Source organism: Occultella glacieicola (genome assembly GCF_004353825.1).
Classification (GTDB): Bacteria; Actinomycetota; Actinomycetes; order Actinomycetales; family Beutenbergiaceae; genus Occultella; species Occultella glacieicola.
Window position 1 is genome coordinate 380,232 of the sequence record NZ_SMNA01000001.1, and the last position, 13,173, is coordinate 393,404.

Here is a 13,173-nt window from a genome sequence, read left to right on the forward strand (position 1 = left end):
CGGAACGGTCACGATCCGGGCCCTGCGGATATCGATCCGATATCGACCGGAGTTCGCGACGGGTCCGGCCCATACCGTGAGAGCCATGACCTCCGACCGCACTTCCCGACTGCGCCGCGGCCTGGCCCTGACGGCCGCCGCCGCCGTCGCCGCGCTCGGCGCCGTGGTGCTCCCCACGCCGGCGCAGGCCTGCGCCTGCGGCGGGTATGTGGCAGCCGACGGGTACGAGGTGGCCGTGAACCGCGAGGTCGCCACGATCGCGTGGGACGGCGAGACCGAGCGGATCCTGCTCGAGATGGACGTCCTCACCGACGCCCCCGACGCGGCCCTGCTGATCCCCACCCCGGCTCCGGCGGAGGTCGCCCTCGGGGATGCCGAGATGTTCGACGAGCTCCTCGAGGTGATCGCACCCGAGGTCGAGGTCGACTACACCTGGTGGCCCGACGTCGAGCTCGGCGACGGGGCCGGTGGCGCGCCCGAAGGGGCGCCGCCCTCGCTCGGTGTGGATGTCCTGGAGACGGTCGACCTCGGGCCGCTCGAGGCCAGCGTGCTCGCCGCCGATGACGCGGACGGCCTGGCGCAGTGGCTCGACGAGCATGGCTACGTGATGCAGGACGGTCTCGCCACCGCGTTGCGGCCCTACATCACCGAGGGCTGGTACTACGTGGCCATGCGGCTGACCACGGACGCGGCCGATCTGACCGGTGAACTGCAGCCGGTGGACCTGACCTTCCCGTCGGAGTCCCTGATCTACCCGATGCGGCTCTCCGCCGCCGCCGCGACCGACCAGTTCGTGCGGACCTACGTGTTCGCCGACCGCCGGATGGCCCGCACGGACGCCAGCAATGGCACCGCCCCGGTCGACCTCCGGTTCGCGGGCCCCGTCGATCCGGCGGAGGTCGAGAACCCCACGCTCGCCGACATCGCGGGTACCACGCCGTACCTGACCGTGATGGACCAGTGGTTCCACGAGCCGGGCAGCGAGATCGTCTCCGACTTCACGTTCTCGGCGTCCACGCAGACCGGTGACTATCGCGAGGTCGTCCACGAGACCCGGATGCGGGAGATCCTCGGAATGCCGGCCGGCCCGGTGCTCACCTTCCTCGGGCTGGTCGCGGTTGCGCTCGCCCTGCTCCTCGGCGGGCGCGCGGTGAGCCGGCGAGCCCGGCGCCGCGCGGCGGCACCCCGCGGCTCCGGCCCGGCAGCGGCGACCGCGACCGAGCCGCGCCACCCGCACCCGGCCGGCGTCGGCGGCGCCGAGCGCCGGCACTCCAGCACCCTCTGACCCGCCTCGGTCGTCCGGGGAAGCCGCCGAGTAGACTCGCCCGGTGCGGCTCGGCGTCCTCGACATCGGTTCCAACACGGTGCACCTCGTGGTGGTCGACGTGGTCCGCGGCGCCCATCCGAACCCGGACCTGGACGAGCGGGTCACGCTGCGGCTGATGCAGTACCTCACCGACGAGGGTGCCATCAGCGAGGAGGGGATCACGGCGCTGCTCGAGGCGGTCGACGGCGCGGTCCTGCGTGCCCGCGAACAGCGCGTCGACGAGGTGCTCACGATGGTGACCTCCGCCGTGCGGGAGGCCTCGAACGGGGAGTCCGTGCTCGCCCGGATCCGCGCCCGCCTCGACGGCGACGTCCAGGTGCTCTCCGGCGAACAGGAGGCGGCCCTGACGTTCCTGGCGGCCCGCCGCTGGCTCGGCTGGGCCGCGGGGCGGCTGCTCGTCCTGGACATCGGTGGCGGCTCGCTCGAGGTCGCTCTCGGCGTGGACGAAGTGCCGGACCTCGCCGCGTCGCTGCCGCTCGGCGCGGGCCGGCTGACCCGCACCCACCTGCGTCACGACCCCCCGTTACCGGAGGAGGTCAAGCACCTGCGTGCCGTGGTCCGGGCCGAGCTCGAGCCGCTTGTGGCGCGGGTTCGGGCCGAGCCCCGCCCGGACCATGTCGTGGCCACGTCGAAGACGTTCCGCTCGCTCGCCCGCCTGGCCGGCATGGCCGTGGACGGCGTCGGCCCGGACCAGCGCTGGCGGATGAGCACCTCGCTGCTCTCGGACTGGGTGCCGCGGCTGGCCCGGATCCCCGCCGAGCAGCGCATGGAACTGCCCGGCATCACCCCCGAGCGGACCTACCAGATCGTCGCCGGGGCCGTGGTGGCCGAGGAGCTCCTGCGTGCCCTGCGGGTGGAGATCGTCGAGGTCTGCCCGTGGGCGCTGCGCGAGGGTGCGCTGCTCCGGCGGCTCGACCAGGTCTGAGGTAACACCGGGTCAGCGCGCGCCGACCGGCTCCGACTCCGCCGCGGTGGCGTCGGAGGGCCGTGCTGTCCCTGCTGTCCCTGCTGTCCCTGCGGCCCGGCGCAGCACCAGGCCGACCCCGACGGCGGTGAGCGCCGAGAGCACGACGCCCGCGACCGCCGTCGTCGCCATGCCGGAGGCGAACGCCTCCCGGGCGGAGGAGAGCAGTGCCGCACCCACCGACGGGTCGGACTGGGCCCCCGCGACCTCGACGGCGCCGCCGAGCGTCTCGGTGGCCGCGGTCCGGTCGGCACCGGCCAGGGCGGCGGGCACCTCGACCCGGGCGCGGTACATCGCCGAGGCGAGGCTACCCAGGATCGCGACCCCGAACGCCGAACCCAGCTCGTATGCGGTCTCGGAGATGCTCGACGCCGCGCCGGCCCGCTGCGGGGGCACCGCCGCGAGGATCGCGTCGTTGGTGAGGGTCTCGGTGAACCCGGCCCCGGCGCCGACCAGGACGAAGATCGCCACCAGGATCCCGATCCCGGTGTGGCCGGTGAGGGTGGTTCCGAGCAGGTAGCCGGCGCCCGAGACGGCGATGCCGAGCGGCACGAGCACATGCAGCGGCGCCCGTTCGGCGACGGCGGCGGCCAGCAACCCCATGCCCACCGTGGCCACCAGGCCCGGCAGCAGCCACAGGCCGGCGACCATCGGGCTCAGCCCGAGCACCAGTTGCAGGTACTGGGCGAGGAGGAACAGCAGCCCGGCCATGGCCAGGGCGGCGACCAGGTTCGCCACCACCGACGCCGCGAACACGGGCCGCTGGAACAGCCGCACGTCCAGCAGCGGGTCGGCTCGGCGCAGTTGCCGACGCACGAACAGGCCGCCGGCGGTCACCGCGACGACCGCCGGCACCAGGGCGAGCGGGACCAGACCGTCGTGCGCGACGGTCTTGACCGCGTACACGAGCGGCACCATCGTCAGGATCGACAGGGCCACGCTCACCAGGTCGAAGCGGCCCACGCGGGACCCGCGCGACTCCGGCACCAGCAGTGGCGCCGCGATCAGGAAGATCACCAGCACCGGCACGTTGAGCAGGAACACCGAGCCCCACCAGAAGTGTTCGAGCAGCCAGCCGCCCACGATCGGGCCGAGCGCCGCCCCGCCGGAGAACCCGGCGGCCCACACCGCGATCGCGAACCGGCGCTCGCCGTCGTCGGTGAACACGTTCCGCAGCAGCGCGAGCGTGGCGGGCATCAGCGTCGCACCGAAGACCCCCATCGCGGCGCGGGCCGCGATCAGGTGCGTGGCGTCGGCGCTGAATGCGGCCCAGATGCTGACCAGGCCGAAGCCGGTGGCGCCGATCAGCAGCAGCCGGCGCCGGCCGAGCCGGTCGCCCAGGGTCCCCATCGTGACGAGCAGTCCCGCGAGCACCAGCGGGTAGATGTCCACGATCCAGAGCAGCTGGGTGGCGCTCGGCTGCAGGTCCCGGCTGAGCGCCGGCACGGCGAACGAGAGCACGGTGTTGTCGATGCTGACGAGCAGCACCGGGAGCATGAGCGCGGCCAGGGCCAGCCAGCGCCGCTTGGGCGAGATGACCGGGGTCGTGTCCATCGCGGTGGTTCCTTCGGAGTATCAGGATCGGGGTTCGGAGTTACTGTACCGTCTGGACGGTTTACCTGGCGATACACTGTGATCATGTCCACAGCCAGGGAGCGCATCGTCGACGCGCTCGAGCGGGTCCTGATCGAGGAGGGGCCCGCCGCGGCGACCCTCGAACACGTCGCGGAGGGGGCGGGGGTCTCCAAGGGCGGGCTGCTCTACCACTTCGGGAGCAAGGAGGCGCTGTTCGAGGGCCTGCTCGGCCGGCTCACCGACTCCTCGCAGGACCCTGCGCCCGCGACCGATGCCCGCGGCGCCATCACCGAGTACCTGCGCCTGTCCATGGTCGCCGACGACGCGTTCAGCACCACCCTGCTGGCCGCACTACGACTCGTCGGTGCCCCCGGCGTCGACGTGCCCGCGGCGCTCTCCGCCGCGAGCGAGCAGTGGTTCGAGCAGGTCCGCCCGCACATCGCCGACCCCGTGACGGCACGCCTGATCCAGCTCGTGGGGGACGGGCTCTACCTGAACGCCCTGATCTCCGCCCCGGCCAGCCCGCATGACGACGCCGTGATCGCGCGGCTGCTCGGCGAGGTCGAGCCGCACTGACCGCCCCGGCGACTCAGTCCAGGTGCGCGACCAGCCGCTGCGCGAGGCCGGTGTAGGAGCCCGGGGTCAGGTCCAGCAGCCGAGCCTCGACATCGCCCGGCAGCCCGAGCCCACCGATGAACTCGCGCATCGCGGCCCGGTCAACCCGGCGCCCGCGGGTCAGCTCCTTGAGCCGCTCGTACGGGTCGGCCATGCCCTCGGCACCGGCCACGGCTGCCGCACGCATCGCGGACTGCACCGCCTCCCCGAGCACCTCCCAGTTGCCGTCCAGGTCCCGGGCCATCGCCTCGGCGTCCACGTCCAGCCCGGCCAGACCGCGGCGCACGTTGTCCAGCGCGAGCAGCGAGTGCCCGAACGCGACGCCGATGTTGCGCTGGGTGGTGGAGTCGGTCAGGTCGCGCTGCAGCCGGGAGGTCACCAGGGTGGAGGCGAGAGTGTCCAGCAGCGCGCAGGAGACCTCCAGGTTCGCCTCCGCGTTCTCGAAACGGATCGGGTTCACCTTGTGCGGCATCGTCGAGGACCCGGTGGACCCCTGCGCGGACAGCCGCTGCTTGAAGTACCCGAGGGAGATGTAGGTCCACACGTCGGTGGCCAGGTTGTGCAGCACCCGGTTGAACCGGGCCACGTCCGCGTACAGCTCGGCCTGCCAGTCGTGGCTCTCGATCTGGGTGGTGAGCGGGTTCCAGGTGAGGCCGAGACCGGTCACGAACTCCCGGGCCACCGCCTCCCAGTCCGCGCCGGGTACCGAGATCGCGTGGGCGCCGTAGGTGCCGGTGGCGCCGTTGATCTTGCCGAGGAACTCGGCGCCCTCGACCCGACTCAGCTGCCGCCGCAGCCGGTGCGCGAGCACGGCCAGCTCCTTGCCGAGAGTCACCGGCGTGGCCGGCTGGCCATGCGTGCGAGCCAGCATCGGCACCGCGGCGTTCGCGCGGGCCAGGTCCGCGACGGCATCGGCGACCGTGTGCGCGGCCGGCAGCCACGCCTGCCCGACGGCGGAGCGCACCGTGAGGGCGTAGGCCAGGTTGTTGATGTCCTCGCTCGTGCAGAAGATGTGCACGATCTCGGTCACGTCCGGAAGGACGGTCTCACCGAGCGCCTCGGGGGCGGCGGCGAGCCGCCGCTTGAGGAAGTACTCCACCGCCTTGACGTCGTGCAGGGTCTCCCGCTCGATCTCGGCCAGTTCGGCGATCTCGGCGGAACCGAACGTGGCCACGACGTCGCGCAGGTAGGCGACCTCCGCCGTCGACAGGCTCGGCGCTCCCGGCAGCACCACGCCGGTGGTCAGGTGGATCAGCCACTCGACCTCGACGTGCAGCCGGGACCGATTCAGGGCCGCCTCGGAGAGGTGGTCCACGAGAGGGGCGACCACGGGGCGGTAACGCCCGTCGAGCGGGCCCAGCGCGATCGGCGGGGTGATGGCGGCCAGGTCGGCGAGGTCGGTGCGAGGGCGTGAGGGCATGGCGTCATTCTTCCAGAGCCCGGTGAACGGGCCGGCAGCGTCTCGCGCGTCGGCGCCGGTCAGTCCGGGCTCACGTCCTGCTCGGGCACGAACCGCGCCGTCTCCAGGCCGTACCGGCGCACGCGGTCGAAGTAGGCGGTCGGGGTGAGGCCGACGAAGCGATGGAACGCACGGGTCAGATGCGACTGGTCGTAGTAGCCGGCGGCCGCGGCGAGCTCGCTCCAGATGACCCCGGGGACGGGCGTGTCGCCGCCGTCGCCCACCTGCCCGGCGCCGGCGGCGAGGGCGGCCGCGGTCAGTCGCTCGAGCAGCCCGTGCAGCCGCTGCAGGTCGGCGAAGGCCTTCGGGGTGACGCCGCACGCGCGGCGGAACCGGGCCACGAGTGCCGGTGCCGAGACGCCCGCCCGCGTCGCCACGTCGCCCACTCGCGGCTGCGGATCGGCGCCGAACGACGCCAGGGCCGTCCGAACGACGGGATCGGGGCGCCAGGCCACCTCGAGCCGGTCCCGCAGACCCGCGACCACCGCGTCGAGGGCGGTACCGGGGTCGACATCCGGCCGGAGCCGGCGCAGGCCCGGGAAGCCGTCGACCTCATGCACCCCACCGGCCAGCCGCTGGGGATCCAGGCCGACCGCCCGCAGGGCGTCCGGGCGCAGCCGCGCACCGACGTTCGCGACCAGTCCACCGTTCGAACTGATCGTGGCCTCATCGGTGAGCCCGGCGACGAACGGGCCACGGAGCAGATGCCAGCCATCGGCCCGGCGGACGCCGTAGGGCTGCACCGTCAGCGGCACGATGAACGGCACGTCCGTGGCCGGCAGGATCCGCTCGAACCGGGTCGGTGCCACGGTCCGCACGAACCACAGGCCCGTGAGGACCCCCGCCAGATCTGCGGGCGCTGCTCGCTCGACGAATGCTGAGGCCGGCTCCGGCTCGGGAGGCATGAAGAATATCCAAGCCCATCCGCCGCGCCGGCGCCTACCGTTGCCACATGACCGCAGCCATCGACACGCGGGTGCTGATCCGAGCCCCGCGGGACCGAGTATGGGACCTCCTCACCGACTTCACCCGTGCCCACGAGTGGATGACCGAGGCGACGGACATGCGCCTGGACGACGCCACGCTGGCGGTGGGGAGCGTGTTGAGGTTCCGTGCGCAGAACACCGAGCGCACCTCGACGGTCGAGGCGCTCGAACCCGGCCGGATGATCGCGCTCGCGAGCGACGGCCCCGGCGTGCACGCCGTCTACACCTACACGTTGACCGATCGCGACGGCGGCACCGAGGTCCACCTCGTCGCCGACGTCACGGCCAGGGGGCCGATGAAGGCCTTCGGTCCGGTGATCCGCAGGTCGATCGCGAACGCCGACGGCGGTCAGCTCGAGGCGTTGGCACACCTGCTCACGACCAACGACAACGCCGCCTGAGCCGGCCCAGCACTCACACGTACGCGTCGGCGGCCCGGACGGCGGCGTCGGCGTAGGCGCTGCCGAACAGCACCGTGTGCACCAGCAACGGATTCAGGTGGTGCAGCGCGACCCGGTCCGGCCAGCCGTCGGCGAGCGGGGAGACCTCCTGGTAGCCGTCGAGGATCTCGTCCAGGAACGGTGCCCCGAACAGGTCGAGCATGGCCAGGTCGGTCTCGGCGTGCCCGCCGTGTGCGGTCGCGTCGATCAGCACGGCCTCACCACCCGAGTCGGCATCCCAGAGCACGTTGCCGTTCCACAGGTCGCCGTGCAGGCGGGCGACGGCGTGCCCACCCGCGCCCGCGCGCTCGCGCACGAGGGCCGGCTGGTCGTGCTCGAGGTCACCGGCCACGAGCCGGGCGGCGACCGCCTCGACCCTCGCAGCGCCGTCGGGAGTGATCGAGCCCTGCTCGACGGCGGTGCGCAGGAACGGCAGCACGCGTGTAGTCGCGTAGAACTCGCCCCAGCGCAGGCCCGGGGCGCTCGGTCCGGGCATCGGCCCCTGGGCCATGAAGCCGGCGGTGCGGCCCGGCACCTGACCGACATGGTCGGCGCCGGCGGCGTGGGTGCGGGCCAGTGCGGCGCCGAACGCGCGGGCCGCGGCGGCGGAGGCCGGCCCGGACCGGACCGACTCCAACTCGAGCACCCCGGGCCGCACGCCGTGCACCCGGACCACCCGGGCGCCGTCGGGAACCTGCGCCAGCCAGCGCAGGCCGTCGGCCTCGGCGACCGCGGCGTCCGGATCCGGGAACCGGGTCTTGCGCCAGCTCACGCGAGCCGTTCGCGCACGTGCGCGACGACACCCGGCGCAGCGGCGCTGATCTGGGCGTAGCTGACCTCGAAGTCGCGGCGGTCGCCGTAGTAGGGGTCGGCCACCTCGTCGTCCTCGCGGTCGGCGTCGAAGCTGCGCAACAGGCGGACCTTCTCCTGCGCGGCGGGGTCCGGGGTGAGCCGGCGCAGGGCGTCGACGTGGCTCTGGTCCAGGGCCAGGATCAGGTCCGCGTCGGCGAAGTCCGGTGGCGCGAAACGGCGGGCGCGGTGGTCGGTGAGCGTGTGCCCGTTCTCGGTCAGCACGGAGAGGGCTCGGTGGTCCGCGTCCTCACCGAGGTGCCAGTCCCCGGTGCCGGCGGAGAACACCCGGACGGCGTCGGTGAGTCCGGCGTCGGCGATCGCGTCCCGGATCACCACCTCGCCGATCGGGGAGCGGCAGATGTTCCCGGTGCACACGACGGCGATCGTGAAGAGGTCGGCCATGCCAGCCATTGTGGCCATGGCGGCGACCGACCGCACCCAGGCACGGGCCATGGCGACAGGTTGCGCCGACCGACGCCGTCAGCCGGGCCGGCCGGGTTGGTCCTGGTCGTGGGCGGCGCGGAGGTCGTCGTAGGCGGCGTCGGCGGCCGAGGAGAGGTCGGCCTCGCTGGGGATCGCCTCGCGAAGGCCTCGGGGAAGGGTCTCGTCGAGCAGGAAGTCCTGCAGGCGGGTCATCAGCGCTTGCTCGGCGACGGGACCCGTGAGGTCGAGGAAGTCCAGCACGTACGGGTCGCGGGTGAGCTGTTGGGCGAGCTCGGAGTCCGCGGCCGGCAGGCGGGCCGGGAAGTTCGACGGCGCCGCCCGGTGCGGGTGTGCAGGCGGTTCATGATCTGGTTCAGCAAGACGTTGCGGGACCAGCCGTGCTCGACTGCGGCCGTGGCGTACCAGTCCCGCTCGGACGTCTCATCGAGCTTGTCCAGGAGCACGGTGATGTGGCCCCAGGGCAACTGCGCAACAGGCTGTTGCGCGACCTCGTCGGGCCAGGTGTTCGCGAACGTGCGCATGTAGACGAGGTTGCGCTGGGAGAGGCCGCGCATCTGCGGAAATTCTTCCCGCAGGTCGGTGGAGAGTCGAGCGATGACACGTGTGCTCCAGCCTTCGACGCCCTGCCTCTCCAGAATCGTCCGGCCGAGCCGCCCGTACAGGCCGACGAGTTCGGTGTTCACCACCCGCTGTGCCCGCCAGCGCGCCTCGGCGACGGTTCGCTTCAGGTCGTCGAGCAGTCGTGGGTAGTCGTCGGGAAGGTTCTTGTAGTCCACAGGGCAGGAGGCGGTGCAGTCGGGTGCACCGGTGCCGGCACCCACGCATTGGGGGCGGGAGCGGGTGCCTAGCGTCGTGGCCATGAGAGCCTCACCCTCGCCCATGTTTGCCTCGCCCGGACTGCCCGGCGGCGCCGCGTCCGCCCTCCTGGCCGCGGCCGCCGAGCAGATCCGCCTCGGCCGGGCCGCTTACGCCGCCGTGCTGCCGGAGCACTGGGAGTCCCCGGCCGCCCTTGCCTACCGGCGCCGGATCGACGCGCTGACCTCGGCCGCCGACCGGCTCGCCGGGACGCTCGACGGTGCGGCCGCGGCGGCCCGGGTCCACGAGAACCAGAGCGCCGCGGTCCGGGCGGCGCTCGCCGGCCCCGCCATGACCCCGCGATGAGCGGCGCTCCCGGGGTGGCGATGGTGCCCGACGGCGCGCCCTCCAGCGCCGCCGCGAACTCCGCCGCCGCGCAACTCGTCGTCTACGGCACGCCACTGGCCGCGGACCCGGCGGAACTGCGGGACCTGGCCGCCGCCGTCGACCGTGGTTCGGCGCAGGTGGAGCGCGGCCGGGCCCTGCTCCGGCGGGCTCTGGCGATCCTGCAGGAGACCGCCGTCCTGGACGCCGGCTCCGCCGGGCCGGCGATCGCCCGGTGCTGGGAGGTGCTGCTCTCGATCAGTGCGGTCATCTCGGATGCGGACGCGATCGCGGCGGCGCTGCGCGCGGCGGCGACCGACTACGAGCGGGCCGAGGCGGAGGCGCGAGCGGGGTTCACCCGGGGTCTCACCGTGACGGCGCCGCCTGCCCTGGGACTGCCGTGGGACCCGATCGGTATGTTGCGGCCGCTGACGATGCTGGGCGTCGCGTTCGCCGGGGCGCTCGCGCGCGGGCAACTGACACCGACCGACGCCCAGTTCGGCGCCGCCCTTGAGTCATGGGCCGGAACCCTGACCGGGATGTTGGGCGTGTCCTGGGTTGGCACGGAACGTCCCGACTCCTCGACTGTGGTGCTCGCCGGGCTGCTCGCTCCCGCGCTCACCGTCGGTCTGACCATCGGTGCCACGGCCCGCGTCCACCAGGTCGACCCACCGGGCGCGGTGCCCACCGGATCGCCCGCCACGTCCACGGGACCGGCGCCGACCGGGGTCGCCGGGGCTATCGGCAGCCTGTACGGGCTGTATCCCCGCCACGGCGGCCCGGAGGCCGCGATCCGGATCGACCGCGTCGTCGGGCCGGACGGAGCGGTGTCCTGGCAGGTCCTGGTGCCCGGCACCCAGACCGAACTGGTCCCCGAGCTGGCGCTGCCCGAGCCCGCGTTCGGGCCCCCGCATCCCGGCTGGGCAGTCTCGATGCCCGCGCCGGGGTTGGTCCTGCGGCAGCCGGACAACCCGATCAACAACCGCGGTAACCCGTTCGACTGGGGCACGAACCTCCAGGCCTTCGCCGCGATGGACACCGCCGTGGAGGACGGCGTGATCCAGGCCATGGAGCAGGCGGGCATCCCACCGGACGAGCCGGTGCTGCTCGTAGGCCACTCCCAAGGTGCGATGACGACGATGCGGCTCGCCGAGGACCCGGCGTTCACCGAGCGGTTCGAGGTCCGGTCCGTGATCACCGTCGGCGGGCCGGTGGGCCACATCGACACCCCCGGCGACGTGGCGGTGCTCAACATCGAGCACGTCGATGACCTCACGTCGGGGTTGGAGAACACCGCCAACCCGGGCCAGTCCGGCCGGACCACGGTGATCCGGGACCTGGCCGCCTCACCCGATCCGGCGGATCGAACGGTGACCTCGGTCGCGCAGGCGCACGACATCCCCGCCTACGTGCGCACCGCGCAGATGATCGACGCCTCGACCGACCCGGCCGTGCGCGCCTGGCTCGCGGCCTCGCAGGACGTGCTCGGGGGGCCGTCGGACTCCGCGGCCTCGAGGTACTACCAGATCGAGCGGGAGTGACGTCAGCGGGTCTGCTTCTTCTTCCCGGAGGGGAGGATGACGCTCAGGATCACCGCGATGATCGAGATCACCAGGGCTGCCAGCACCGCCGACCAGAACCCGTCGACCGTGAGGCCGTAGTTCGTGAACGAGGTCAGCCACGTGGTGAGCATCAGCATCAGGGCGTTCACGACCAGGTGGAAGAGCCCGAGGGTCAGGATGTAGAACGGGATCGACAGGACCTGCACGATCGGTTTGACGACCGCGTTCACGAGGGTGAAGACCAACGCGACCACCGCCACCACGATCAGGGTGCCGAGCGGCGTGCCGTCGGTGGCCAGTTCCAGCCCGGACAGCCACAACGAGGTCAGCCAGATGGCGATCCCGTTGATGATCACTCTGATGACGAAGCTCATGCCTCGATCCTGCCATGCGCGCTCGCCGGATGGCAGGTGCGACGTGGCCCCGGCCGTGGGGGATGCGTGCATCCGTTCGCGCGCACGGGCATGCTGGGCGAATGGCATCGCGCATCCCCGGACCCCCCGCCTTCGACGCCCCGGCGCCGCCCCCGGAGGCACCGCCGGTGCGACTGCGCAAGGAACTCCTGGACCTGCCCGCGCACGTGCCCGGGGCCGTCGGCGCCACGGCAGCCGTGTTCAAGCTCTCCGCCAACGAGCTGCCGTTCCCGCCGCTGCCCGCGGTGATCGCGGCCATCCACGACGCCGCCGAGGACGTGAACCGCTACCCCCAGGTGTACGGCGCCCGGCTGCTGCGGGCGATCGCGAGCCACCACGGCGTGGTCGAGGACCAGGTGCTGATCGGCAACGGGGCGGTCGCGCTCGCCGAACTGCTGATCCGCTCGACGTGCGCACCCGGCGACGAGGTGGTGCACCCGTGGCGGTGCTTCGAGGCCTACCCGGCCGTGGCCCGGGCGAGTGGGGCGGTCGGCGTGCCGGTGCCCCTGAGTCCGGACGGCAGCCACGACCTGGCCGCGATGGCCGTCGCCGTCACCGACCGCACCCGGGTGATCGTGGTGGCCACGCCTGCGGACCCCACCGGGGCCTCCCTCACCCACACCGACCTGCTCGCCTTCCTCGAGGTGGTGCCGAGCGACGTCATGGTGATCCTGGACGAGTCCTACGTCCAGTTCGACCGCACCGCAGATGCGATCGACTCCCGCGCCTTGTTGCCCGTCCACAAGAACGTGGTGGTGCTGCGGACCTTCTCGAACGCCTACGGCCTGGCCGGCCTGCGGATCGGCTATGCCCTGGCTCGGCGACGACTGGTGCGGGTGCTGCGGCGGGTGTCCACCCCGTTCGGGGTCAGCGACCTCGGCCAGGTGGCGGCCATGGCTGCCCTCGGGCAGACGGCACTGGTCGAGTCCCGAGTGGCGGAACTGGTCGCCGAGCGGGACCGGGTCGTGGCGGCGCTGCGTAGCCAGGGCTGGGATGTCGGCGACCCCCAGGGCAACTTCTACTGGCTGCCGCTCGGCGAGCACAGCTCCCTGTTCGCCAAGGACGCCGTGCAGTCCGGCATCACCGTGCGCCCGTTCCCGGGCGAGGGGGTGCGGATCTCGATCGGCGAGCCCGAGGCGAACGACATCGCACTCGCCGTCGCGTCCCGGTGGGTGCACCGGCGCACGGGCAGGGGCGACGAGTAGACTTCGAGCACGCCCCGACCGGGCACCTCAGGTAGCTCTTCACCGACGCAGAGTTGGAGGTATCCAACAAAAACGACCCCGCGACGTGGTGGATCGTCCGAACCCACAAGTTACGGTCCCGTAGCCTACGCTGGCGTAGGTTGCACGTCGCG

At 72.7% G+C, this 13,173-nt stretch carries 15 protein-coding genes; 7 read left to right on the top strand and 8 right to left on the bottom strand.

Going from position 1 to position 13,173, the window contains the following annotated elements; genetic code table 11:
• Positions 1 to 85: 85 nt before the first annotated feature.
• Both EXU48_RS01700 and EXU48_RS01705 read left to right on the top strand, forming a co-directional pair.
• Positions 86 to 1,285, top strand: coding sequence for a DUF2330 domain-containing protein (locus tag EXU48_RS01700; RefSeq protein ID WP_133105837.1), 1,200 nt, complete (start codon positions 86 to 88; stop codon positions 1,283 to 1,285).
• A 43-nt stretch (positions 1,286 to 1,328) separates the two neighbouring features.
• Complete coding sequence (locus tag EXU48_RS01705) at positions 1,329 to 2,252, top strand: Ppx/GppA phosphatase family protein (RefSeq protein ID WP_133105838.1); 924 nt, start codon at positions 1,329 to 1,331, stop codon at positions 2,250 to 2,252.
• A gap of 12 nt (positions 2,253 to 2,264) precedes the next feature.
• Here the strand turns inward: EXU48_RS01705 and EXU48_RS01710 are convergent, their stop codons facing one another.
• A complete protein-coding gene (locus EXU48_RS01710; RefSeq protein ID WP_133105839.1) occupies positions 2,265 to 3,845 on the bottom strand; it encodes an MFS transporter in 1,581 nt (526 codons plus the stop codon).
• An 84-nt stretch (positions 3,846 to 3,929) separates the two neighbouring features.
• On the opposite strand from EXU48_RS01710, the gene EXU48_RS25270 reads away from it, so the two are divergent.
• Complete coding sequence (locus EXU48_RS25270; protein ID WP_133105840.1) at positions 3,930 to 4,442, top strand: TetR/AcrR family transcriptional regulator; 513 nt, start codon at positions 3,930 to 3,932, stop codon at positions 4,440 to 4,442.
• A 13-nt stretch (positions 4,443 to 4,455) separates the two neighbouring features.
• Here EXU48_RS25270 and purB read toward each other — a convergent pair whose 3' ends face one another.
• Positions 4,456 to 5,901 carry an adenylosuccinate lyase gene (gene purB, locus EXU48_RS01720; protein WP_133105841.1) on the bottom strand — a complete coding sequence of 482 codons (1,446 nt, stop codon included), beginning with the start codon at positions 5,899 to 5,901 and terminating at the stop codon, positions 4,456 to 4,458.
• Between the two features lie 59 nt (positions 5,902 to 5,960).
• Entirely contained in the window at positions 5,961 to 6,845 is an 885-nt protein-coding gene (locus EXU48_RS24700; RefSeq protein WP_133105842.1) for an AraC family transcriptional regulator, read from the bottom strand.
• Between the two features lie 47 nt (positions 6,846 to 6,892).
• Between EXU48_RS24700 and EXU48_RS01730 the strand changes: the two genes are divergently transcribed.
• On the top strand, positions 6,893 to 7,327 hold the full coding sequence (locus EXU48_RS01730; protein WP_133105843.1) for an SRPBCC family protein: 435 nt from the start codon (positions 6,893 to 6,895) through the stop codon (positions 7,325 to 7,327).
• Positions 7,328 to 7,340: 13 nt separating this feature from the next.
• Here the strand turns inward: EXU48_RS01730 and EXU48_RS01735 are convergent, their stop codons facing one another.
• The 4 genes from EXU48_RS01735 to EXU48_RS01745 all read right to left on the bottom strand — a co-directional run bounded on the left by EXU48_RS01735 (position 7,341) and on the right by EXU48_RS01745 (position 9,522).
• Positions 7,341 to 8,138: a fructosamine kinase family protein gene (locus EXU48_RS01735; RefSeq protein WP_133105844.1), complete on the bottom strand. Its 798-nt coding sequence runs from the start codon at positions 8,136 to 8,138 to the stop codon at positions 7,341 to 7,343.
• Positions 8,135 to 8,620, bottom strand: coding sequence for a low molecular weight protein-tyrosine-phosphatase (locus EXU48_RS01740; protein ID WP_133105845.1), 486 nt, complete (start codon positions 8,618 to 8,620; stop codon positions 8,135 to 8,137). Before EXU48_RS01740 ends, EXU48_RS01735 begins: the two co-directional genes overlap by 4 nt.
• 78 nt (positions 8,621 to 8,698) lie before the next feature.
• Entirely contained in the window at positions 8,699 to 8,854 is a 156-nt protein-coding gene (locus EXU48_RS24925; protein WP_235856778.1) for a hypothetical protein, read from the bottom strand.
• Entirely contained in the window at positions 8,854 to 9,522 is a 669-nt protein-coding gene (locus EXU48_RS01745; protein ID WP_235856779.1) for a DUF1016 N-terminal domain-containing protein, read from the bottom strand. The genes EXU48_RS24925 and EXU48_RS01745 overlap by 1 nt, the downstream gene beginning before the upstream one ends.
• Here EXU48_RS01745 and EXU48_RS01750 point away from each other — a divergent pair.
• Positions 9,521 to 9,823, top strand: coding sequence for a hypothetical protein (locus EXU48_RS01750; protein WP_133105846.1), 303 nt, complete (start codon positions 9,521 to 9,523; stop codon positions 9,821 to 9,823). The two genes, EXU48_RS01745 and EXU48_RS01750, sit on opposite strands and share 2 nt — an antisense overlap.
• Positions 9,820 to 11,382 (top strand): hypothetical protein, encoded by a 1,563-nt coding sequence (locus tag EXU48_RS01755; protein ID WP_133105847.1) that lies wholly within the window; start codon positions 9,820 to 9,822, stop codon positions 11,380 to 11,382. The genes EXU48_RS01750 and EXU48_RS01755 overlap by 4 nt, the downstream gene beginning before the upstream one ends.
• 2 nt (positions 11,383 to 11,384) lie before the next feature.
• Here the strand turns inward: EXU48_RS01755 and EXU48_RS01760 are convergent, their stop codons facing one another.
• Positions 11,385 to 11,777 carry a phage holin family protein gene (locus EXU48_RS01760; protein WP_133105848.1) on the bottom strand — a complete coding sequence of 131 codons (393 nt, stop codon included), beginning with the start codon at positions 11,775 to 11,777 and terminating at the stop codon, positions 11,385 to 11,387.
• A gap of 101 nt (positions 11,778 to 11,878) precedes the next feature.
• Here EXU48_RS01760 and EXU48_RS01765 point away from each other — a divergent pair, with 101 nt between their 5' ends.
• A complete protein-coding gene (locus EXU48_RS01765) occupies positions 11,879 to 13,021 on the top strand; it encodes a histidinol-phosphate transaminase (RefSeq protein ID WP_133105849.1) in 1,143 nt (380 codons plus the stop codon).
• Positions 13,022 to 13,173 lie beyond the last annotated feature (152 nt).

What these genes read in the sequence shown, in the direction of transcription:
- EXU48_RS01700 (WP_133105837.1), top strand. Translation starts at nt 86, where the DNA reads ATGACCTCCGACCGCACTTCCCGACTGCGCCGCGGCCTGGCCCTGACG.
- EXU48_RS01710 (WP_133105839.1), bottom strand. Translation starts at nt 3,845, where the DNA reads ATGGACACGACCCCGGTCATCTCGCCCAAGCGGCGCTGGCTGGCCCTG.
- EXU48_RS25270 (WP_133105840.1), top strand. Translation starts at nt 3,930, where the DNA reads ATGTCCACAGCCAGGGAGCGCATCGTCGACGCGCTCGAGCGGGTCCTG.
- purB (WP_133105841.1), bottom strand. Translation starts at nt 5,901, where the DNA reads ATGCCCTCACGCCCTCGCACCGACCTCGCCGACCTGGCCGCCATCACC.
- EXU48_RS24700 (WP_133105842.1), bottom strand. Translation starts at nt 6,845, where the DNA reads ATGCCTCCCGAGCCGGAGCCGGCCTCAGCATTCGTCGAGCGAGCAGCG.
- EXU48_RS01730 (WP_133105843.1), top strand. Translation starts at nt 6,893, where the DNA reads ATGACCGCAGCCATCGACACGCGGGTGCTGATCCGAGCCCCGCGGGAC.
- EXU48_RS01740 (WP_133105845.1), bottom strand. Translation starts at nt 8,620, where the DNA reads ATGGCCGACCTCTTCACGATCGCCGTCGTGTGCACCGGGAACATCTGC.
- EXU48_RS24925 (WP_235856778.1), bottom strand. Translation starts at nt 8,854, where the DNA reads ATGACCCGCCTGCAGGACTTCCTGCTCGACGAGACCCTTCCCCGAGGC.
- EXU48_RS01750 (WP_133105846.1), top strand. Translation starts at nt 9,521, where the DNA reads ATGAGAGCCTCACCCTCGCCCATGTTTGCCTCGCCCGGACTGCCCGGC.
- EXU48_RS01745 (WP_235856779.1), bottom strand. Translation starts at nt 9,522, where the DNA reads ATGGCCACGACGCTAGGCACCCGCTCCCGCCCCCAATGCGTGGGTGCC.
- EXU48_RS01755 (WP_133105847.1), top strand. Translation starts at nt 9,820, where the DNA reads ATGAGCGGCGCTCCCGGGGTGGCGATGGTGCCCGACGGCGCGCCCTCC.
- EXU48_RS01760 (WP_133105848.1), bottom strand. Translation starts at nt 11,777, where the DNA reads ATGAGCTTCGTCATCAGAGTGATCATCAACGGGATCGCCATCTGGCTG.
- EXU48_RS01765 (WP_133105849.1), top strand. Translation starts at nt 11,879, where the DNA reads ATGGCATCGCGCATCCCCGGACCCCCCGCCTTCGACGCCCCGGCGCCG.